We start from the raw sequence: 20,072 nt of genomic DNA, 5'->3' as shown, positions 1-20,072 counted from the left end.
CAAGCCAATTATAAACGATTATTTGAAAAAGTTAATGTAAAAACAAGAATTGTTCTCATTAGAATAATTTATAGGTCTAACTGAATTGATCCTAGACCTAAATCGGCAACAGGCTAATCCTGTTGCCAAGCCCCTTGATAGAATCGACTGATGCTTTGTTCATCCCACTGGAATACATAAAGCCACTGATTGTCGATCAGCTGCTGCAGTAATTCATGTTTGGCGACGATGGACTCGATGAACGGCTTGGGGGCACGGATGTACACGGCTAAGCGTTGCGGTGTATGCATCCATTGTTGGCCATCGTGCAACGACTGCATGGCAAGACCGACGCGTAGGTCGCCGCCATTGCCCTCAAACACACCAATATGATCGCCCACGGCGTTATGCAGAACTTTATTACCACTGCCAAACTTAAAGTTATCGGTGGTGGATAAGTTGTATTGCATATTAATCCAATGCGTCACCAGCATCGGTGCTGTCATAAGACGCTCTAAGATATCAGCGTCAGAGTCTTGTTCGAAATCATAATCATGCAAAAAGCTACGGCCGTTTAAATCCAGGTTTCGAGTGTACTGACGCGGTGCGATGATAAAGGCGTTGTTGTCCGCCAACCCCCATTCAGGGCGTGTTTGTGACCAGTCTTTGGCACGGCGCAAATACGCAGCATTACGCTCTTCTCTATCCATGTTGAGTAACGCTTGATCCACTTTTACCGCGCGTTCTTGTTGCGCTAAGTAAGTCGCTTGCATGAGCCAGTCAACGACCGTTGGATCGTTGACCTCGTTGTAGCAGGTAATATGATCTGTAATAGTATTGTGCAGCGCAGCCACAAACTGGGTTTGATCCGGAATGGAATAGCCCATCGGTTTCAGCGCCTCGCGCACTTTGAGATTGTTCAGTAACTGAGCCAAAACACGGACGTTGATTTCACCGGTTTGACCGCCACATGCGCCGCATTCCAAACCAGCACTTTGTAAGTTATTACAGCTGTGACTCCCGTGGCCCACAAGGAGAATTGTACTGGAAAAATGACGCAACCCCATGGTATCCAGCACACCTTTGGCGAGTTCGGCTTGGTCTTGAATGTCCAGTGTTCGACCTTGGCGAGTCAGGGTCCAATGGCTGCCGTGCGTCGGTGATAAAGCATGAGAGGTATCGCCTTTTAGGTTTTTCTTAAACAACTTAAAGGCGTACCACCAGCCCATGGACTCCACCATAGAGAACGTTCCAGCGGCGGCGTTGCCCCAACGGTTCCAGCTAGCAGACCGGTTGTCTTGGGCCAGTTTTTCTTCGTCTGCCTGGCTTTCAACGACTCGAATAGCAGGGGGTAAAAGTCCTGGCAACTGTGGGCGTGCGACTTGCGTGCCGGCTTGCTCGTATTCGATAGGCAGACCAAAAAAGCCAGCAAAACCATATGTTTCAATGCTGCTACTTTGTTGTTCCAGTGCTCGACGATACACTTCTGAGCGTACATCAATGCAAAAGATCGCCTGCATAGCTGGCGTATCAGGAAGGTTGGCATTGACGTCGATTAACTGCTGTTGAAGTGCTTGTTGCTCACTGAGTTCTAATGCTCGTGCCCAAATACGTGGGATCGCCAGCGCTTCGCTATGTTGTTCACGCAGTTCATTTAAATGGTGCGTTTGTTGTTTCCAACGTTCCGCTAGGAGGCCAAAGTCTACAGGGCTGCGTTTTTCTAAATAGCGCCAAACGACTAATTCCCATGCGAGTTTAATGGCTAGCAAGGAGCGTACATCATCCTGTTGTTGTCCTACTTTTTCTGCTTCAAAAGCGCGATACGCCAAATAAGAGCCCCAGCCATTAATGTCGAGCAATAAGGCTTGTCCGTATTCAGCTAAGGTACTTTGAGGAATATGGAGTGTAGTAATTGCTTCAAAAAAGAGTGCTTCTTGATCTTCTGGAAGTGCCGCGAATTCTTGTTCTAATTTGGCTTCCGACATAATAATCGCCAAACCACGATCCAAGCGCGATACCTGTAACCAATGCTGGTAAAGATTGAGTGACTGCTGGCGATATTGACGCTGTAGCATGGGGCGCTGCTGTTGGTAATGGGCGGCACAGAACTGACTGATTTGGTGCGTGATCTCATCGTGCCATGACATTTTATGATGGCTACGGGTCAAGTCGGCCCAATCAGCAATGTTACGCCAACTCTGAACACGAGCAGTCTCTTTACTCAAATACATGATCAGCGCTTCAGCCGACATGTGGACCCCGTATTCACTGGCTGCTTGCAGTAAACAATCATTTTGAATGCGACCTTGCTCATACCATTCTAAGTAGGTAGAGACAGGCATATGGCAGCGAATTCCTGCCAAAGTGGATACTTCGGTTGCCACCTTATCAAATGGCTGGCCAACGTTGTTCCACAGGGGATTAACCGCAATCATTCGATCCAGAGGCCAATTAGGTGCCAAGCATTGCGTCGCTTTTGTAATGGCTGCTTGTTGCGACTGAGTTAAAGAAGAGTGCGTCGTCATCATTATTTTTTCCAGCCTTTTGACAGATTAGGGAACAGCAACGCTACGCCATGGTGCTTGGCTTTAGAGTGTGCTGGGAGGGTCACAGGCCAGATTTTTAACGTGACTTTGGTAAACCACTCATCTAAATAAAGGCCTGCGAATAAGGTGATCGAGAAGCGACGTGTCCAACCTAAATGGGCGTAGTACCGAAGGCCGACGGCTAAGACGAACAATATGATAAACAAAGCGCATGCCCAGATATCTGCCAAGCTAAATGCCTGATTGGTGTGCTCAGCGACGTGACCAGATAGAAGCCAGCCAGTGGCTGTTTTTAATCCGCCATATAAGATCGACAGTGCTAACGCAATCCCCGCTAAGCGTAATAAAGACGAAGGCTGTGGTACGCTGCGCCATTGAGCAATCAGCAAGGTCAATGCTATTGCCATTAATAACCAAGGGCTAAAGGGGCCTTGATATTCCCAAAGCCAAATAGACAGGCCGACAGCGACCCCACTAAATACGAGCCCCGCTCCCCAAGCCAAGGCGTTAGGCGTTTCATCCGGCGCAATTTTGCGTAACAAATATTCGTGTACCGCGTTGCTTGAATTTAAAAAGGCATGAGCTTTATAGACCGAGTGCGTCATTAAATGTAGAACGGCTAATTCGTACAGGCCGAGAGCGCACTCTAAAAGCATCAAGCCCATTTGCGCACTGGTAGACCAAGCGAGACGCACTTTGACACTGATTCGGGTGGTCATGATCAAGGCACTAAATAAAGTCGTTAACCCCGCAACAATCAGTAATAACCAAATCGCAGCGTTGCTTAGATGAAGCAGTGGGTAAAATGCTAATACAAGGTAGCCGCCTAAATTAATGATGCCTGCGTGCAGCAAGGCGCTGACGGGCGTTGGGGCCTCAACGACTTGCATTAACCAGCCATGCACTGGTAACTGGGCACATTTCATCAGTGCCGCCATGGCAATTAAGCAGGCTGCGATCTGCTCTGTGAGTGACAGCGTTCCCTGCACCTGACTCATTAGTTGAGTTAAATACCAAGTGCCATGTTCAAGATAAAGTAGCGAAAAAGCCGTCAACAGGGACAGTTCAGCGATACGCGCAAGGATAAACTTCTTATGGGCAGCAAGAATGGCGCGAGGACGTTCTGGATAGAAGGTAAGTAGGAAGTGCAGCCCTAAACTAATGCCTACCCAGCCAGCCCAAAACGTTAATAAATGGTTACTGCTTAAGGTCAGCGTGACGGCCGATAACGTTAGCATCAGCCAGCGATAATATTGCGCCACACGGGGCTCACCGGCCATGTAATGTTGTGAAAACTGCACTAAAATCCACGCCATAAATACGACTAAAACCAGCATTAAGGCGCTTAATAGTGAACCATGAAATGGGGCGTCGGGGCTTGGTGTAATGAACAACCAGGAGGTAAGAATAGCGATGAGCAAACATGGCGCAAGACGAGCGCCCCAAAGTGCAATGCTTGCCGCATGATCACGTAGTTTGGGTAAACCACATAAAACCCCTGTTACAGCAAACAGAGCAGGCAGTAAAAAAGTCATGAAGGTCATTTTTTCGTCTTACCTAGCCAATAAATGAAAGTTGGCGTCAGTATGCAGAGAGTTTAAAGTTAATAAAAATACATATATTCTAATAAAACGTTCTTTTTTGGTTATGTATTTGCAACGCCTAAGAGGAAGCTTCATGGCGCGTCTTAATTATCATCACCTGTATTATTTTTGGCGTGTCGCCAGCATCGGCCATTTAACACAGGCCGCTGAGCAGTTACACGTTTCTCAATCCGCTTTGTCTGCTCAAATCAAACAGTTGGAAAGCAAAATAGGCCAACCGTTGTTTGAGCGCGAGGGACGTCGTTTAGTGCTAACGGATGTGGGAAAACGGGTGCAACTTTATGCCCAAGATATTTTCTCCACTGGTGAGGAACTAGAGCAGTTTTTGAAAAGTGGTAATACCCATCACACGCACCTGAATATCGGGGTTGAAACCCACTTGTCGCGTAACTTTATCGAAGCGTTTATAACGCCTTTATTTGATGACCCAACGGTGACGTTTTCATTGTATGCACGCACCATGGGGGATTTGATGGATGGCTTAATTAACCACGAGCTAGACATCGCTTTAACCAACCGCGCAATCGCTAACGATGTGCACGGCGTGCTGTGGCAAAATCAATTGGTGGCGCGCCAGTCTGTGGCCATTGTTGGACCTTATGGTGAGCAGCCCAAACAGTCTTTTCCCCAAGGCTATGAAGATAAGAAGTGGATCCTTCCTGGGCGCAATATGGGCATACGCTCGATGTTTGAGTCGTTTTGTGCCACTCAACAATACCGTGCAGACATCAAAGCGGAAGTGGACGATATGGCGATGATGCGTTTGTTGGCGCGCGATAGTGGTTTTTTATCCGTCATGCCACCTGTGGTGGTAAAAGATGAGATCGAAGCTAAAAAACTTCAAGTGTATCAGGCGCTTCCACAGGCCTATGAACATTTCTATGCGATCTTATTACCGCGTAAATTCATTCCGGAAGTGCTGCTGCATTTGCTACGCAGCCAACAATTAGAATGACAAACTCACTGATACTTTGATACGTGCACTGTATATTGCAAGAGTATGGCTGTGATAATGCGAGCCTGGTAAATTCGGAGAACGTGTATGGATACCTTGGTTGCTGTTTTTCCAGTGGTTTTCCTTGTCTGGAGTATGACAAAGAAGCACCCATTGGCGGCGCACGTGGCGTTGCCATTAACCGCGTTGATTGTTGCGCTACTGCAAGCGTTTTATTTTAATGCCGAGTTACTGACGCTTGCAGCCAATGCTGTGGCAGGCAGCATGGCGGTGCTAACGCCGATTTCAATTGTCGCAGGTGCGATTTTGTTAAACCGTGTATTGGTGCTGTCTGGGGCGGAAGATGTGTTGCGACAATGGCTTGAAAGCATCAGCCAAAATGCTGTGGCGCAGATTATGATCATCGGCTGGGCGTTTGCTTTTATGCTTGAAGGCGCCTCGGGTTTTGGAACGCCTGCCGCCATTGCAGCGCCGATTTTAGTCGGCTTGGGGTTTCCCGCCATGCCTGTGGCTTTGTTAGCACTGGTTATGAACAGTGTGCCAGTCTCTTTTGGTGCGGTTGGAACACCTGCGTGGTTTGGTTTTGCTGCGCTCAATCTGAGCGAGTCAGAGCTGCTGGAAACGTCCCAGTGGACAGCTTTGATTCATCTCGTAGCAAGTCTGTTTATTCCCGTTATTGCACTGCGTTTTCTAGTCAGTTGGCAAACCATTCGCGCTAATCTTCTGTTTGTTCTGATCAGTGCGTTGAGTTGTACACTGCCTTATTATTTATTGGCGCAGGTGAATTATGAGTTTCCGTCGTTAATTGGGGGCGCGATAGGGTTATGCGGTTCGATCATAGCGGCGAAATATCGTATTGGATTGCAGTCTGAACCCAATGAATCGACCCTAACTTCTGCCGAGCCTTTGGCTACAAGCGCCATTCTTAAAGCATTGTCACCGTTTTTGTTATTAATCGTGATTTTGGTGGTGACACGCATTCAGCAGCTGGGTTTGAAAGGCTGGTTAAACGTGGGCAGTCCATGGCTTACTTTCGGAGATGTTCAGATCAGCCAAGCGTTGATCGTCACTTGGTCTTCGATCCTTGGGACGGATGTGTCATGGTCTTATAAAACCCTATATGTGCCCGCCTTGATTCCATTTGTCCTGACGGTGCTGGTGTTAGTCCCCGTCTTATCGTTGAGCCAACGTCATCTATTTCAGGCCGTCGAAGAAACATGGCAGCGTATCAAGTTCCCCATTTTGGCACTGATGGGCGCGCTGATGATGGTGAACTTCATGATGCAAGGAGGAGATCAAGCACCGATTTTTATCATTGCCAATACGTTAGCCAGTACGATGGGGGCGAATTGGAGTTATGTTGCAGCGCTGCTGGGGGCATTGGGCTCGTTCTTTTCGGGCTCAGCAACGGTATCGAATCTTACCTTTGGTGGTATTCAATACAGCATTGCCGAGCAAACTCGTTTGCCGATTACACTGGTGCTGGCTTTACAGTCGGTGGGGGCATCCATGGGCAATATGATTTGTCTGAATAATATCATCGCGGTCTCGACGATCTTGGGTATTAAGAATCAAGAGGGCGCTATGATTAAACGCACCATCGTGCCGATGCTGGTGTATGCCGCTATTGCTGCGGTGATGGGTAAGCTGATTCTTATCTCTCTAATATAGAAAGCGAGTCGCTTTGTCGCTATGCTGTCGGCAAAGTACGTTGGGTACTGTTTCGTAGTAGGAAAGTGTTTGTCGTTATGGAATTTATTTGGATACTGTTTGCGTTCATATGTGGCTTAGCCGTTAAGCTGGTCAATTTACCACCGCTGATTGGTTTTTTGGCGGCCGGTTTTATTCTGAACTTTATGCAGGTGCAGCCTTCGAGTGTGTTGGAGCATTTGTCAGACCTAGGCATCACCTTGATGCTGTTTTGTATCGGTCTGAAGCTGCATGTTAAGGACTTGTTGAAGCGAGAAGTGTGGGCATCGACCTTAGGTCATATGGGCGCTTGGACAATTCTATTAATTGGCTTAGTGTCGCTACTGGGACTGGCTGGCTTACAAGCGTTTGAAGTGTTGTCATTGCGAACGGCAGCGCTGATCGGCTTTGCGCTTAGCTTCTCTAGTACGGTATGTATCGTTAAGTTGTTAGAAGACGCGGGTGAGATGAAAACACGCCATGGGCAACTGGCGCTGGGCATCTTGGTCATGCAAGACATCGTTGCGGTGGTGTTCCTCGTCTTGGCAACGGGTCAAGTGCCGTCTCTTTGGGCGATTCTGTTGTTCGCGCTGATTCCACTGCGTCCGGTATTGGGCCGCTTACTGGATCTATCTGGTCACGGAGAAATGCTGCCACTGACTGGGCTTTTCTTTGCATTAGGGGGTTATGAGCTATTTTACTTGGTGGGTGTCAAAGGTGACTTGGGTGCCTTAATTTTGGGGATCTTATTAGCGTCTCACAGTAAATCATCGGAGCTGAATAAATCGTTGATGAACTTCAAAGATTTATTTTTGATCGGCTTCTTTTTGTCGATCGGTTTCAGTGCGTTACCGACATGGGAAATGGTTGGACTAAGCTTGATCCTTACCGTTCTCCTGCTCGCAAAGTTTGTCTTGTTCTTCTATTTTTTCAGCAGTTTACGCTTACGCGGCCGTACCTCATTCCTTGGCGCTTTGGCGCTGTCAAACTACAGCGAGTTCGGTTTGATCGTTGTCGCGTTGAGTGTCGAAGCAGGCTGGATTGTAAAAGATTGGTTGGTGATTTTAGCGCTTGCTGTGTCGTTCTCATTTGTCATTACCAGCGTGCTCTATCGCAAGGCACACAGCTACTTCCGTCGTTATAAAGATACCGTGCGTCGTTTCGAACATACCGTGCCGTTGCCTGAGGATTGCTTTGCGCAGCCCAAAAATATGCAGGTGCTGGTTGTCGGTTTAGGTCGAGTGGGACGCGGCGCTTATGAATCGTTAACGGGCATGATGGAAAATGGTGTTGTTGCCGGTATGGATGCGGATCAGTTCCGTATTAAGAAGATGCAAGGTGAAGAGCACAACGTATTCTTCGGCGACGGTGAAGACGTGGATCTATGGGAGCATTTAGATCTGAGCAATGTACGATTGATTTTGCTGGCATTGCCGTCTGCGGATGACAGCGTTAACGTCGTTAAACAGCTACGCAGTACGGGCTTTAATGGCCAAGTGGCGGCGATTGCCCGTTATCAAGATGAACGTGAATACATGCTAAATGCAGGTATTGATAACGTGTTTAACTTCTACACCGAAGCCGGTACGGGGTTTGCGGAAGAAAGCTTGGCGTTGATTCGCTAGGCTTCGTCTTTTTATTGCTATGCATAAGAAGGTTCATTTACCTACAAAGGTTTGTCCTGTTTGTCAGCGGCCGTTCACTTGGCGTAAAAAGTGGGCGTCTTGCTGGGAGGATGTAAAGTACTGCTCTGAGCGTTGCCGCCGTCAGCGAGTCAACCTAGCAAAAAGCGGGGAAAGTTCGTCGTAGTGTCACGCTTATTTCGTATAATGTGGCGCTGATCCCCTGTCATCTTCCAAGGAGTCCCATGCAATCCTCTGCGCACTTAGCGAAACAACTCTTCTCAATGACCTGGCCGATGCTGTTTGGCATTTTGTCGATCATGAGTTTTCAGCTTGTCGACAGCGCTTTTATTGGTCAGCTTGGGGTGTTGCCATTGGCAGCTCAGGGGTTTACCGCGCCGATTGCGATGATCTTTATCGGGCTGCAAGTGGGGCTAGGCATTGCTACAACCTCTTTAATTGCACGGGCGTTAGGTGCCTCTGAAACACGTTTTGCGAAGCAACTTGGCGGCCTTGTGATTGTGCTGGGGGCAGCAGGAATCTTCATTGTCTCGTTGTTCGTTTGGTTCTTTCGTGACGCCGTCTTGGCTATGTTAAGTGCTCCGGAAAGTGTTTCACCTATTATTGATGCTTATTGGGGCTGGTGGCTGTTTAGTACATGGCTAGGGGCGATGATCTATTTCTTCTACAGCATTTGTCGTTCTAACGGTAATACCATGTTGCCAGGGATCGTCATGGTGGTCACTAGCTTATTAAATATTGCCTTAGACCCCGTATTTATTTTTGTGTTGGACATGGGCATTGTGGGCGCAGCTATCGCTACCATTGTCTCGTTTACAATAGGCATTCTGATCATTGTGCCAAAATGTATGTCGAGTCATTGGCTTACGTTTGAGTTTGATGATCTGCATATTGCGCAAACCCTCGCTAAAATCGGTCATATTATGGGGCCAGCAATGGTCAGCCAGCTATTACCACCGCTGTCCTCGGTACTGGCAACGAAATTGTTGGCGGGCTTTGGTACCGCGGCGGTTGCGGCTTGGGCGGTCAGTTCTCGCTTTGAGTTTTTTGCCATCGTAACTGTACTTGCATTGACTATGACATTGCCGCCAATGGTCGGTCGTTTTTACGGTGCGGGTAAGTTTGAAGAAATCAAAAAGGTGATCCGTATTGCCGTTGTGTATGTGTTGGCGTTTCAAACGTTAGTCGCGCTATTGGTGTGGTTCACGGCCAGTGGTATTGCAGGTTTGATGTCGAGTGATGAGCAGGTCATCGAGATTGTGACTTGGCATTTATATTGGGTCCCAATCAGCCTTGGCCCATTGGGGATTTGCATGATGATGGTGTCAGCCTCCAATGCCTTAGGTAAGCCTTACAAGGCATTATGGATGTCAGCGCTGCGTTTGTTCGCGTTCTTCCTACCCTGCTTGTGGATCGGCGGTCAGATTGGTGGCTTATGGGGACTGTTCATTGGCGCTACGCTTGCTAATGTCTTTGCGGGTATCACCGCATGGTGGATTTATCAGTCAATGTTCAAAACCGCGTGTGAAGCCAAGGCGGCCTAAGACCTCTGGATGAATATTGAGCCACTGTTATTACAGTGACTCAATATTGTCTAAACACCATTGAGCACGTTCCATGGTGTCGTCTTGTAGGGCTTTGTCTTGTTTATCCCAGTTTCCGTAAATCATGCCGATGCGTGGGTTGTTAAGCAGACGGTCGCGGTGTTTAAGCATGAAACGCCAGTACAGACTATTAAGCGGACAAGACTGTTCGCCCACTTTTTCTTTGACGTTGTAATGGCATGAAGCGCAGTAATCACTCATTTTTTGAATGTAACTACCACTGGCAGCATACGGCTTAGAAGCCACCCAGCCGCCGTCGGCAAATTGACTCATGCTGCGTGTATTGGGTAACTCAACCCATTCAATGGCATCTACATAAATGCCCAAGTACCATTCGTCGACTTGATCCGGTTCGATGCCTGTCAGCATGCAGAAATTGCCCGTGACCATCAATCGCTGAATATGGTGGGCGTAGCCATACTCCAGTGACTGGCCAATCGCTTGAGCCAAGCAATTCATCTTGGTGTCACCGGTCCAGAAATACTCTGGCAAGTCTCGATCTGCGCCGAGGGCATTCTGCTCATGATAGTCGGGCATGTTGATCCAATACATGCCGCGTACGTATTCTCGCCATCCCAATATCTGCCGAACAAACCCTTCTACTTGCGCTATGTCGATGTCTTTACGATAGCGGTAACTTAAGACGGCGGCTTTGATGACATGATTGGGGTGCAGCATTTTCGTATTGAGTGCAAACGACAAGCGGGAGTGATAAAGGCTCCAACTATGAGGTGTTTTGTCGGTCATCGCATCTTGAAAACGGCCGAAGTTTGGGAGCAAGTGATCACAGAAATACTGCAACAGGGTCAAGGCATCATGACGGCTCACGGGCCACAGTAGTTTTTCGTGGGCCTTGCCGATGTAAGCAATGTTATGACGATCAATGCGTTCTAAAAGGTGTGTGACATCGTGACTGAACAGCAAAGGTTCTGGAATGTGTGCCATATCTTTTTGTTTGAGTTTTTGTCGATTGGCGTTGTCATAATTCCATGTGCCGCCTTCTGGTGAGTGATCATCGTCCATCAATACATTAAAGCGCTGGCGCATTTTGCGGTAGAAGTGCTCCATGCGAATGATGCTTTTGGCTTTGAAATGCTTCGGAATCTCATCAAATGGCAGCATAAAATGCTCAGTATCGGTCAGCGATACTGACATCGGTGCGTGAGTCGCAATGCTTTGATATTGCATCATTATGCGATATTCATCAGGACGTAAAAGCTCGATTCGACGCACGCCTCGTTCTTTAGCCAAGCCTAAGATAAGCGACTCTAAGGTTTGCCCTTGTGTGTCATCAAGGGTTAAATATTGTACATGATGGCCCGCATCCATAAGGGCATTGGCGAAGTTCTCCATGGCCAAAAAGAACGCACATAGCTTCTGAATATGGTGCTTCACGTAAGTGGCTTCGGGGTGCAGCTCGGCGATTAAATGCAGTACCCCGGGTTCGGGTTTACGGAACCAGCGGTGAGCCGCATTGAGTTGATCGCCTAAGATAACGCGTAACGTATGGTATTCGCTCATGATGGACGGCCTTTACGACGGGAAGAAGTTCGGACATGAGTATTGAGAATGCGTTGCTTCTCTTGTTGTACGAATGTGGACTTACGAAATCCCCATAAACGATCACGGGCTGCTTTAGCCGCCTCCGCTAACGGGACGATTGGGCTAGGGTAATCGTGGCCAATTTGGCATTGATACAAGGTTTCCTCCATTGCGGTCATTTCCCAAGGTGTATGAATCAGCGGGTTTGGAATCTGCGCAAGTTCAGGTAGCCAGCGGCGTAAAAATAGGCCGTCAGGATCTTGGTCTTGCGACTGCTTCACTGGATTATAAATGCGTATCGTATTGGCGCCAGTGATGCCGGCTTGCATTTGAAACTGAGGGTAATGAATCCCTGGTTCAAAATCCAAAAATAATCGCGCCAAATGATGTACGCCTAGGCGCCAATCGATGTTGAGATGATGGCATAAAAAGCTCACCAGCATAGCGCGCATGCGAAAGTTAATATAGCCAGTAGAGTGTAAAGCACGCATACACGCATCCACCATAGGAACGCCTGTCTGTCCTGTCTGCCAAGCAACCAAATCCTGCTCTACCTGTGCGTCTTGGCGATAGGGAAAGGCATCATAACCACGATTTACCGGACGCCATTCCATAGCATGCTCGCTTTCAAATTTCTGCATAAAGTGACAATGCCAATGCAGCCTGGAACTGAGTGCAATTAATGTGCGTCGCCAGCCTTTGGTATGCCAACGAGCCAATACGTCCTGATAGACCTCTCGCAAGCTGATATTGCCCCAAGTGAGATAGGGGGATAAACGTGTGCAGGCATTGCGACTGGTGAGAGGACTGGATAGTTGACGGTAATAATCCTGTCCACGGCCTTCATAAAAGCTGCGCAATGTTTGCCAAGCGAGGGTTTGGCCTCCCGTTTGAACGCCTCTTTGCGGTGTTTGCCATGTGCTGTTCGGCGTAAAAATAGGGTCTGAAGTGACTGGGTACCAATCTACGTTTTCAAGATCCGGTGATTCTATCGGTGCACGCATCACTTGCTGCCAAGCTTTATCCCAATGTTGGCGATTGTTTAAAGTGCGAATCACCGCGCCCGATGGGCTTTCATGCCATGTGACATCGTGCGCTTGGCACCAAGCATTAACAGCTTTATCCCGTTCAAAAGTGAGGTTAATGCCAATTTCTTGTGAACTGTAGAGCTGAGTGAAACCGGTAATTTTATGTAAAGCAGAGAATGCGTTTAAGGCATTCTCTTGTTTGATCAAAAGGCTTGCCCCGTACACTGACAGCTGCTCTTGTAGGTCTTGCAGTGACTGCCATACAAAGCGCCAATGGCGTTCATCGTAATGGGGATCGTTAATGAGTTCAGGCTCAAACAAATACAGCAAAATCAGTGGTTGTCCACTGCGACACGCTTGATTGAGAGGCGAGTGGTCGGTTAAGCGTAGGTCACGCTTGAACCAGACCACAACTGGAGAAGGCGAGGTGCTCATTGTTTCGGCGCAATGGGCCAATCCGCCGCATCAACGGAGTCGAGTTGTTGATCACATTGATGACCGCCCCAGCGCTCAATAAAGTGATGTTCAGGATCGTACATTTGGGTTTGTTTATTTAGATTGAAATGGCGACCACCACGCGGGTCGGCTCCTACACCTGCAATGTATTGCCAATTTCCCCAGTTGGATGCCACATCAAAGTCGACTAATTGAGATTCAAAATAAGCAGCACCATAGCGCCAGTCGATACCAAGATCATAGATTAAACAGCTGGCAACGAGTTGACGACCACGATTACTCATATAGCCCGTGCTATTAAGCTGTTTCATGCAAGCATTCACGATCGGATATGGGGTATTACCTTGGCACCATTTCTGAAACCGTTCTGCGTAAAAGCTGCCTTTTGATCCCTGTCCGCGGATGCCTTGCCCACGGAACAGGTCTTTACCGTAGCGCGTGCCATACCAGTGAAAATATTCTCGCCATAACAGTTCAAAGAATATCCAGTAGGTTGAGTCGTTGGCGCAGTGGTCGCGCTCGTACACATCTAAGCAGGCTTTGATCTGACTGGGGGATATACTGCCTTGGGCAAGCCATGGCGAAAATTTAGTGGAATGCTCCCAGCCGTCTAACGCATTACGTGTTTCTTTATAATGACTTGCCAATTCAGTGGCGAAGTAATCACTGAGCTGAGTCAGTGCGGCCAACTCGCCGCCATTGAATAAAAGCTGTTCTTCACGTTGGCGTACCACCCAAGGCGTGAGGCCGGGCAGTACGAAAGACACCTGCGGGGGTAAAAATTGCACTTCGGGGGCAGGTGGTAGTAATTCACTCAATTCGACGGCTTTACGGAATTTTGAAAACGAATCAGGCAGTTCCTTTGGTGTAAATGGCAGCTCCTTGGGTTCAAATAACGTCAAGCCATGGTGCAATTGGAATTGAATATCAGGGAAATCAAATATAAGCTGATTGAGTGATTTTTGTTCATACCAGCCCGGATGATGATTGCGATATACATGAGTAATAGGTAACTCATTGAAAAGTATTGGAAAAATCTTAAGGGCTTGTTGTTCACTGACAAATAGGCTGTGGCCCATTTCCGCCAGACTGGATGCGAGGTCGTCGAGCCCATCTTGAAGAAAGCGTTGACGCTTGTGAGAAGGGGCTGCAAAGTTATTTAACGGAGTGTGGCCTGGCAGCGGTGTATTACAATAAATACAGATCAATTGCTCCACTTCGTGGCTGGCTTGCCATAGCATGGCTTGATCTGAAGTGCGTAAATCGTTACCAAACCAAACGACACCAATGCTCATAATGCTCTCCTTTTATCGATAGCTTTTGTACGCAAAAAACGCGGATTTGGATTGCAACAAATTATCGAGTAAATTCTTGTAAATGTAGGTGAGAATGAATATCATTGTCTAATTACTGTTATTTCTTCTCTGGAGCGTGCAATGAATAGCACAATGGAACAAATCAAAGACTTCCTAATCGTAGGCGGCCCTGTTGTATGGATTTTATTAGGGTTCTCTACAATCGCTGTGACGATTTTCTTCGTCAAGCTTTGGCAACTAGCCATGCTTCGCGCGGAAAGTCGTAAAACGGTCGATAAAGCCTTAGATGCTTGGCGTGCGCGTGACATCGATGGTGCGTTAGCGATGCTCTCTGACAAGCGTCCAGTAGAAAGTATAGTTGCTTACAGTATGGACGCCATGCGTCAGGCAAACCGTGAAGTAGCGACCATTCGTGAAGAAGCGGAGCGTCGAGCACTGAACACATTGCACGATCTGCGCTCATTTTTGCGTCCATTGGAAATCATTGGCTCGTTGAGCCCATTGTTGGGCTTATTGGGTACGGTATTGGGTATGATTACTGCCTTCCAGCAAATGGAAGGGGCAGGCGCTCAAGTCGATCCATCGGTGTTATCAGGTGGTATCTGGCAAGCCTTGCTAACAACCGCTGTCGGTATTGCTGTCGCGATCCCTGTTGTGGCAATGCATGCATGGTTGGAGCGAAAAGTTGAGCGTGTTGCGCACAACATGAACGATGCCGTGACTCAGGTTTTTACATCAAAGGAAGGTGAGCGCCTTGCAGCAGTCGCTGCGCGCGAGGTGTTGCATGCCGCTTAAGCTCGATCAGCCTCGTAAGAAGCAGCTGATCAGCCTGACACCGCTTATTGATGTCGTTTTTATCTTGTTATTATTCTTTATGTTAACGTCTTCGTTTGTCGCATGGCGAGTCTTGGACACGCCACTCTCTGCGCCCCAAGCGGAGGTGATTCCCGAGCAAGATCGACAGGACCCTGCAATGTTTGAGTTGCGTGCCAACGATGGTTTAGTCTGGTTCGATGGGCAGTCTATCGCCGTTGAAAACAGTGAGCGTATTCGTTCAATCGTTCAAGATAATCAAGGCCGCTTATTTGTGCTACAAGCCGAAGACAGCGTTTCGTTGCAGTCTTTGATGACATTAGCCGATCAACTTAAGCTTCAGGGAGCAGAGAAACTCTCCATTGCCAATGCGTTTAGCGAAACTCAACCATGAATATCGATCAAAAATTTATTGCCCAGCGAAACCGCCAAGGGGGGGATGATGGTGTCATACCTCTAATCAACGTTGTCTTTTTAATGTTGATCTTTTTTATGGTCGCTGGACAAATTCAAAAATCGGATCCGATCAAAATAATCCCACCAGATTCGATTAATGAACAGCGCGCAGAGTCCGAGCCAAATGTGTTGTTAGTGGTCGGTCAAGAGGGTGACATATACTTAAATGATGAGTCTGTGTTGCTAGATCAGATTGAACCGCGCTTAACGGATCTGTTTGATCGCGCGCCAGCGCCAGACTCGTTTTGGGTACAAATTAAAGCCGACGGTGATCTGAGTATTGAAACACTGCGACCTATTTTTTCTAAAATCCGTGCATCAGGCTTAACGAAAGTCAGCGTTGCAACGCAACTTGGTCACGGAGATGAGGAATGAAGAAAAGTCATTGGATCGTTGCTAGCAGCTTAGCCGTATCGTTACACGCTGGGGCTTTTTACGGTGTTTTCCTGCATAACCAAGATGAGTCAGGTAGCCTTGCTGCAGGCGAGCAAGGGGTTGAGTTTGATCTCGGCATGCTAGGTGACATGGGAGTTAAGCAAAAGACTGTGGTAGCGCAGGCAGAAATGCCACCAGAACCAGAGATCGAACCCGAACCGGAGGTTGAGCCAGAGCCAGAAGTCGAGCCTGAGCCAGAAGTTAAACCTGAACCTGAAGTAGAGCCAGAGCCTGAAATTAAACCGGAGCCCAAGCCGCTTCCAAAGCCTGAGCCTAAGGTTGAGGTAAAGCAAAAAAGTGAGATCATCGCGCCTAAGTCTGAGCCGAAACCGAAACCGAAACCGAAACCAAAACCAAAACCAAAACCAAAACCGAAACCAGAACCGAAACCAGAACCTAAGCCTGTTGTTGCCAAACAAGTAACAGCAGATAAAACGGTGGTGCAACAAAAAGCCACGACAGGTCGAGCCAAAGCCGCATCGAATGGTGGCGCGGCGGGTGCTACCGCCGATTATTACGCTAAATTGGCCGCCAAACTTGCCAGCAATAAACGTTACCCGCGAGCGTCCAGACGTCGTGGGGAAGAAGGTGTTGTAACCGTCTCCTTTACTGCGTTTCCAAATGGTGATGCGCGTCGCATTGCGATTGCCCAAAGCTCAGGGTCGAAACGATTGGATAAAGCAGCCATTGAAATGGTGAAACGCTCGCAACCTCTGCCAGCGTTTACCTTAGAAATGGGAGGTGAGCCCCTTGATATCACGCTCCCAGTACAATTCCAGTTGCGTGACTAATCAGTGTTTGGCCGAGCGTGGTAGTAACAGCCACACTCGGCCAAAATGCTTAAGTTGACCCGCATGGAAGTGAGCGGCTTCGCCGATCCCTTGATACCAATCGATGTGCCCTGGCCCTTTAATCGCACCGCCTTTGTCTTGAGCTAACAGCAACCGAAACTCATGGCCGACTAACTCGCCTTGTTCGTCTAATGTTGGCACTTCGCCCAAGAGAATACTGCCGAGAGGTATTACACGGGGGTCGACCGCGACTGAATATAAAGGGGTTAAAGGCACATTTGCAGCCCCTACCGGAAGCGTTAATCCTTCACTAAAGAAAAGATAGCTTGGATTAGTCGACATGACTTCACGCATTTTGTCTGGGTGTTGCGCGAGCCAATCACGGATGGCTTGAGCGGACATGTCTTCTCGCGCTATTTCATTTCGCTCAATGAGGACTTTGCCAATACTGCGATAAGCATGGCCGTTAACGCCTCCCCAAGACAATAGGCGGCGCTCACCGTCTTCGAACTCCACCATGCCCGAACCCTGCACGTGCAAAAAGAAGTTATCCACTAGGCTTGAGGTGTAAGCGATTTCAAGATTCTGATTGTCCAACGCGCCTTCAAAGTCGATCTCTTCACGGGAGGGTAGAGGCTCTCCTTTGGCTCGGTTTGGTTTGCGATACAGTGGGAAACGATAATGCTCATCAGGCTGATGACGTACTTCCATTACGGGCACGTAATAACCTGTGATTTGCACGTTGCCACGCTGGTCTTGTCCCGAAATTTGGTGCGCTGTTAACGCGGGCGAGTAAGTCGGGTGATTTAGCCACGTGTCGATTTCTTCGGCGGTGGCACGTAAATCATCTCGGCTAACGGTCAAATTATCCAGTTCATAGTTTTGTGCTGAAATACGATCTAAGTAACGAATCTGTTGCTGCAGGCCATTAATAAATGTGGCGTCAGGGTAGGGAAGGCCCGGAGGTAAACGTTCGCTTAGGTACAGCTCGTCACGCTTAGGCGCCTGTTCATTACGGCCGTTATTTGGGAAATCATTCGACGAATCAATTTCACGATTGCTACAAGCCGATAAAATTAACAGAGGTAGCAGTAAAAGTAAGAATTTTGGTGTCATAGTAACAACGCGTTGGGTGTAAGAACGATAAGACAGAAGAAGTGCGTTATTAGTTCACTCAAGTTAATGCATTAAGCATTCATAGGCTTGGCGCAGACTAATAAATAGCTCGGGGTCGCCGCCATGATCAGGGTGAGCATCATGGGCTAGCTTACGATATTGACGTTTAATCGCGTCCTTATCATCAATCAAGTCGCTGTCTAATGCCAGCGTCTTTAAGGCATCTTTACGCTCATCCGCGTTTACGATGCCGTTGTAGAAGCTGTCTAATAAACGCTCGACATCTTCTTTTTCGGTGCTGACGTATTCGTCCCAATCAGAGTAATAGGCCGCTAACTTAGCATCTGCACTTTGAGTGAGAGTAGTGGCGTTTGAACTGGCCTGCGCGGGTGGGTCATAGAGTAGATTAATGCGCATGCCGGTGATGATCAGTGAGACTTGCTCTTCTTGCCATAGACTTGTTTGTAACTGATAGAGTGCATTCATAATCAAGAAGTGCTGGCGAAACAGCTGTAAGTTAGGATCGTCAGCCAATTTATTCAGCATGGTGTGTTTGTTTTTTAACGCTTTTAGCAGATCGTATTCGGAGATACCGTCAGAATGCTCGCGTAATAGCGCTAGAATATCGGGAATAAGTGGATTTCTCATAGCGTTGCTCCATGCTTTGCTTACTAGTGTAGGCGACGCCATTTGCATGGGTCAAAGTGAGACTTGTAATTAAGAGGTTAAAATACGAATGATAGTTTACATTCTGTTACTTCTGGTGTTGATCGCCATTTTTTTTGGTCCCCAGCTATGGGTCAAAAAAGTACTGAAACAACATCAGGCACCCCGTCTAGATCTCCCCGGTACAGGTGGGGAGCTGGCACGACATTTATTAAAACGTTATGAATTACAAGATGTTAAGGTCGAGGCAGCCGAAGAAGGTAAAGACCATTACGATATCCAAGCGAAAGTCGTACGCCTTAGCCCTTATGTGTTAAACGAACGATCACTGACTGCTGTGGCGGTGGCAGCGCACGAAGTCGGTCATGCCATTGCCCATCATCGCCAAGAAACCGTTGCCCATCTCAGAACACGTTATTTGCCTTATGCCATGATGATCCAGCGTCTGGCCGTGATTATGTTGTTTGCATGGCCGATTGTCAGCGCCGCGTTACGTCTACCTTACACGCCAGTGCTGCACGGTTTAGTGATCGTGACGTTGGGGCTTGTAACGGTTTTTGTACAGTTAGCAATTTTGCCAGAGGAATGGGACGCCAGCTTTAACAAAGCTTTACCGATGCTGACCAAAGGCCGCTACTTGCCAAGCCAAGACATTCCTAAAGTACGTCGTATCTTGACGGCCTGCGCCATGACGTATGTGGCTTCAGCGTTGATGAATATCTTATTGTTCTGGCGTTTACCAAGGCGCTGAATTATGGAAGATAAGTGTCACTGCCCAATTCCTCTGCACTTGTCTATTTAGGTAATGTGATATCCATGGGTTGGTAAACCAACCCCGCGATTTCGTTTATGTCACCGCAGTGAATAAAACCGTATTTTTGATACGCGGCGATGGAGGAGAGCGAAGCGCTGACCGTTACTTTTGGGCTGCGGGCCAGTAATAACAAAGCATCGAGTAACTGAGTGCCAATGCCATGTCTTTGATGATCAGGCCTGACAAACAGCATGGACACGTGATGACCTTCGCGTAACTCCGCGACACCGACTATTTCATCGTCACTCAACGCCACCAGCATATTGGTATCTTTGCTCATCCGCTCGAAGAAAGCGTCAGACGCTGCCACCTTGGTAAACGTCGCGATGCCTTCCTCTGACAGGGACTCAGCAACCGATGCCATAAACGCTTCCATGCAGACCGCACTAACGGCTTCTAAATCCTGTACCTGTAATGTCCTTATCTGCATCAAATGGCTCCTTTAAAAGTGATGTTCTAATCATTACAGCTTTCTAAGCAGACGCCAAAGTATTTTCAGTATGTGCGTAAAGTAAAAATTGGCTTTGGTTGTAGGGCAAAACCTCAGAGGTAGTTCTAGGCATTAATCCCCAACCGGAGTTGGGTTTAACTATGTTAGGCCGATGGGAGTCGTGGCGAA

At 48.0% G+C, this 20,072-nt stretch carries 18 protein-coding genes; 10 read left to right on the top strand and 8 right to left on the bottom strand.

Annotated elements, in window-relative coordinates:
- Positions 1-113 precede the first annotated feature (113 nt).
- Both ACPUEK_RS00430 and ACPUEK_RS00425 read right to left on the bottom strand, forming a co-directional pair.
- Positions 114-2,507 (bottom strand): YbcC family protein, encoded by a 2,394-nt coding sequence (locus ACPUEK_RS00430; protein ID WP_425641887.1) that lies wholly within the window; start codon positions 2,505-2,507, stop codon positions 114-116.
- Complete coding sequence (locus ACPUEK_RS00425) at positions 2,507-4,069, bottom strand: NADH-quinone oxidoreductase subunit L (RefSeq protein WP_425641886.1); 1,563 nt, start codon at positions 4,067-4,069, stop codon at positions 2,507-2,509. Before ACPUEK_RS00425 ends, ACPUEK_RS00430 begins: the two co-directional genes overlap by 1 nt.
- A gap of 133 nt (positions 4,070-4,202) precedes the next feature.
- On the opposite strand from ACPUEK_RS00425, the gene ACPUEK_RS00420 reads away from it, so the two are divergent.
- The 5 genes from ACPUEK_RS00420 to ACPUEK_RS00400 all read left to right on the top strand — a co-directional run bounded on the left by ACPUEK_RS00420 (position 4,203) and on the right by ACPUEK_RS00400 (position 9,960).
- On the top strand, positions 4,203-5,084 hold the full coding sequence (locus ACPUEK_RS00420) for a LysR family transcriptional regulator (protein WP_067215356.1): 882 nt from the start codon (positions 4,203-4,205) through the stop codon (positions 5,082-5,084).
- 87 nt (positions 5,085-5,171) lie between these two features.
- Positions 5,172-6,755 carry an L-lactate permease gene (locus ACPUEK_RS00415; protein WP_425641885.1) on the top strand — a complete coding sequence of 528 codons (1,584 nt, stop codon included), beginning with the start codon at positions 5,172-5,174 and terminating at the stop codon, positions 6,753-6,755.
- A 77-nt stretch (positions 6,756-6,832) separates the two neighbouring features.
- Positions 6,833-8,398 carry a cation:proton antiporter family protein gene (locus tag ACPUEK_RS00410; protein ID WP_067215350.1) on the top strand — a complete coding sequence of 522 codons (1,566 nt, stop codon included), beginning with the start codon at positions 6,833-6,835 and terminating at the stop codon, positions 8,396-8,398.
- Between the two features lie 19 nt (positions 8,399-8,417).
- A complete protein-coding gene (locus ACPUEK_RS00405) occupies positions 8,418-8,582 on the top strand; it encodes a DUF2256 domain-containing protein (RefSeq protein WP_082866070.1) in 165 nt (54 codons plus the stop codon).
- A gap of 58 nt (positions 8,583-8,640) precedes the next feature.
- Positions 8,641-9,960: an MATE family efflux transporter gene (locus ACPUEK_RS00400; RefSeq protein WP_425641884.1), complete on the top strand. Its 1,320-nt coding sequence runs from the start codon at positions 8,641-8,643 to the stop codon at positions 9,958-9,960.
- A gap of 30 nt (positions 9,961-9,990) precedes the next feature.
- On the opposite strand, the gene ACPUEK_RS00395 is transcribed toward ACPUEK_RS00400, so the two are convergent.
- Genes ACPUEK_RS00395 through ACPUEK_RS00385 form a run of 3 tightly spaced genes read right to left on the bottom strand, consistent with a single transcriptional unit; the run spans position 9,991 to position 14,341 of the window.
- Positions 9,991-11,541 (bottom strand): cryptochrome/photolyase family protein, encoded by a 1,551-nt coding sequence (locus ACPUEK_RS00395; protein WP_067030168.1) that lies wholly within the window; start codon positions 11,539-11,541, stop codon positions 9,991-9,993.
- The gene (locus ACPUEK_RS00390) at positions 11,538-13,025 is read right to left on the bottom strand and encodes an FAD-binding domain-containing protein (protein ID WP_425641883.1); all 1,488 of its coding nucleotides are present in this window, start codon (positions 13,023-13,025) and stop codon (positions 11,538-11,540) included. Before ACPUEK_RS00390 ends, ACPUEK_RS00395 begins: the two co-directional genes overlap by 4 nt.
- Positions 13,022-14,341, bottom strand: a complete 1,320-nt coding sequence (locus ACPUEK_RS00385; protein ID WP_425641882.1) for a DASH family cryptochrome — start codon at positions 14,339-14,341, stop codon at positions 13,022-13,024. The genes ACPUEK_RS00390 and ACPUEK_RS00385 overlap by 4 nt, the downstream gene beginning before the upstream one ends.
- A gap of 141 nt (positions 14,342-14,482) precedes the next feature.
- Between ACPUEK_RS00385 and ACPUEK_RS00380 the strand changes: the two genes are divergently transcribed.
- The 4 genes from ACPUEK_RS00380 to ACPUEK_RS00365 are packed head-to-tail and all read left to right on the top strand — an operon-like array spanning position 14,483 to position 16,857.
- Complete coding sequence (locus ACPUEK_RS00380; RefSeq protein WP_067030177.1) at positions 14,483-15,157, top strand: MotA/TolQ/ExbB proton channel family protein; 675 nt, start codon at positions 14,483-14,485, stop codon at positions 15,155-15,157.
- On the top strand, positions 15,147-15,569 hold the full coding sequence (locus ACPUEK_RS00375; RefSeq protein ID WP_067030180.1) for an ExbD/TolR family protein: 423 nt from the start codon (positions 15,147-15,149) through the stop codon (positions 15,567-15,569). The genes ACPUEK_RS00380 and ACPUEK_RS00375 overlap by 11 nt, the downstream gene beginning before the upstream one ends.
- The gene (locus ACPUEK_RS00370; RefSeq protein WP_067215340.1) at positions 15,566-16,006 is read left to right on the top strand and encodes an ExbD/TolR family protein; all 441 of its coding nucleotides are present in this window, start codon (positions 15,566-15,568) and stop codon (positions 16,004-16,006) included. The genes ACPUEK_RS00375 and ACPUEK_RS00370 overlap by 4 nt, the downstream gene beginning before the upstream one ends.
- Complete coding sequence (locus ACPUEK_RS00365; protein WP_425641881.1) at positions 16,003-16,857, top strand: energy transducer TonB; 855 nt, start codon at positions 16,003-16,005, stop codon at positions 16,855-16,857. The genes ACPUEK_RS00370 and ACPUEK_RS00365 overlap by 4 nt, the downstream gene beginning before the upstream one ends.
- On the opposite strand, the gene mltA is transcribed toward ACPUEK_RS00365, so the two are convergent.
- Together mltA and ACPUEK_RS00355 are read right to left on the bottom strand one after the other, a co-directional pair.
- Positions 16,858-17,973 (bottom strand): murein transglycosylase A, encoded by a 1,116-nt coding sequence (gene mltA / locus ACPUEK_RS00360; RefSeq protein ID WP_067215333.1) that lies wholly within the window; start codon positions 17,971-17,973, stop codon positions 16,858-16,860.
- Positions 17,974-18,036: 63 nt separating this feature from the next.
- A complete protein-coding gene (locus ACPUEK_RS00355; protein WP_425641880.1) occupies positions 18,037-18,621 on the bottom strand; it encodes a DNA-J related domain-containing protein in 585 nt (194 codons plus the stop codon).
- Positions 18,622-18,709: 88 nt separating this feature from the next.
- Between ACPUEK_RS00355 and ACPUEK_RS00350 the strand changes: the two genes are divergently transcribed.
- Positions 18,710-19,390: a zinc metallopeptidase gene (locus ACPUEK_RS00350; protein ID WP_425641879.1), complete on the top strand. Its 681-nt coding sequence runs from the start codon at positions 18,710-18,712 to the stop codon at positions 19,388-19,390.
- Positions 19,391-19,433: 43 nt separating this feature from the next.
- On the opposite strand, the gene ACPUEK_RS00345 is transcribed toward ACPUEK_RS00350, so the two are convergent.
- Positions 19,434-19,883, bottom strand: coding sequence for a GNAT family N-acetyltransferase (locus tag ACPUEK_RS00345; RefSeq protein WP_425641878.1), 450 nt, complete (start codon positions 19,881-19,883; stop codon positions 19,434-19,436).
- Between the last annotated feature and the right edge of the window lie 189 nt (positions 19,884-20,072).

Origin of the sequence: Marinomonas gallaica (assembly GCF_049821165.1) — a bacterium.
Classification (GTDB): Bacteria; Pseudomonadota; Gammaproteobacteria; order Pseudomonadales; family Marinomonadaceae; genus Marinomonas; species Marinomonas gallaica.
Note: the sequence above shows the minus strand (reverse complement) of the source record. Positions and strands in the feature narration are given on the sequence as shown.

Coding starts and splice junctions, on each gene's coding strand:
- ACPUEK_RS00430 (WP_425641887.1), bottom strand. CDS start 2,507: ATGATGACGACGCACTCTTCTTTAACTCAGTCGCAACAAGCAGCCATT.
- ACPUEK_RS00425 (WP_425641886.1), bottom strand. CDS start 4,069: ATGACCTTCATGACTTTTTTACTGCCTGCTCTGTTTGCTGTAACAGGG.
- ACPUEK_RS00420 (WP_067215356.1), top strand. CDS start 4,203: ATGGCGCGTCTTAATTATCATCACCTGTATTATTTTTGGCGTGTCGCC.
- ACPUEK_RS00415 (WP_425641885.1), top strand. CDS start 5,172: ATGGATACCTTGGTTGCTGTTTTTCCAGTGGTTTTCCTTGTCTGGAGT.
- ACPUEK_RS00410 (WP_067215350.1), top strand. CDS start 6,833: ATGGAATTTATTTGGATACTGTTTGCGTTCATATGTGGCTTAGCCGTT.
- ACPUEK_RS00405 (WP_082866070.1), top strand. CDS start 8,418: ATGCATAAGAAGGTTCATTTACCTACAAAGGTTTGTCCTGTTTGTCAG.
- ACPUEK_RS00400 (WP_425641884.1), top strand. CDS start 8,641: ATGCAATCCTCTGCGCACTTAGCGAAACAACTCTTCTCAATGACCTGG.
- ACPUEK_RS00395 (WP_067030168.1), bottom strand. CDS start 11,541: ATGAGCGAATACCATACGTTACGCGTTATCTTAGGCGATCAACTCAAT.
- ACPUEK_RS00390 (WP_425641883.1), bottom strand. CDS start 13,025: ATGAGCACCTCGCCTTCTCCAGTTGTGGTCTGGTTCAAGCGTGACCTA.
- ACPUEK_RS00385 (WP_425641882.1), bottom strand. CDS start 14,341: ATGAGCATTGGTGTCGTTTGGTTTGGTAACGATTTACGCACTTCAGAT.
- ACPUEK_RS00380 (WP_067030177.1), top strand. CDS start 14,483: ATGAATAGCACAATGGAACAAATCAAAGACTTCCTAATCGTAGGCGGC.
- ACPUEK_RS00375 (WP_067030180.1), top strand. CDS start 15,147: ATGCCGCTTAAGCTCGATCAGCCTCGTAAGAAGCAGCTGATCAGCCTG.
- ACPUEK_RS00370 (WP_067215340.1), top strand. CDS start 15,566: ATGAATATCGATCAAAAATTTATTGCCCAGCGAAACCGCCAAGGGGGG.
- ACPUEK_RS00365 (WP_425641881.1), top strand. CDS start 16,003: ATGAAGAAAAGTCATTGGATCGTTGCTAGCAGCTTAGCCGTATCGTTA.
- mltA (WP_067215333.1), bottom strand. CDS start 17,973: ATGACACCAAAATTCTTACTTTTACTGCTACCTCTGTTAATTTTATCG.
- ACPUEK_RS00355 (WP_425641880.1), bottom strand. CDS start 18,621: ATGAGAAATCCACTTATTCCCGATATTCTAGCGCTATTACGCGAGCAT.
- ACPUEK_RS00350 (WP_425641879.1), top strand. CDS start 18,710: ATGATAGTTTACATTCTGTTACTTCTGGTGTTGATCGCCATTTTTTTT.
- ACPUEK_RS00345 (WP_425641878.1), bottom strand. CDS start 19,883: ATGCAGATAAGGACATTACAGGTACAGGATTTAGAAGCCGTTAGTGCG.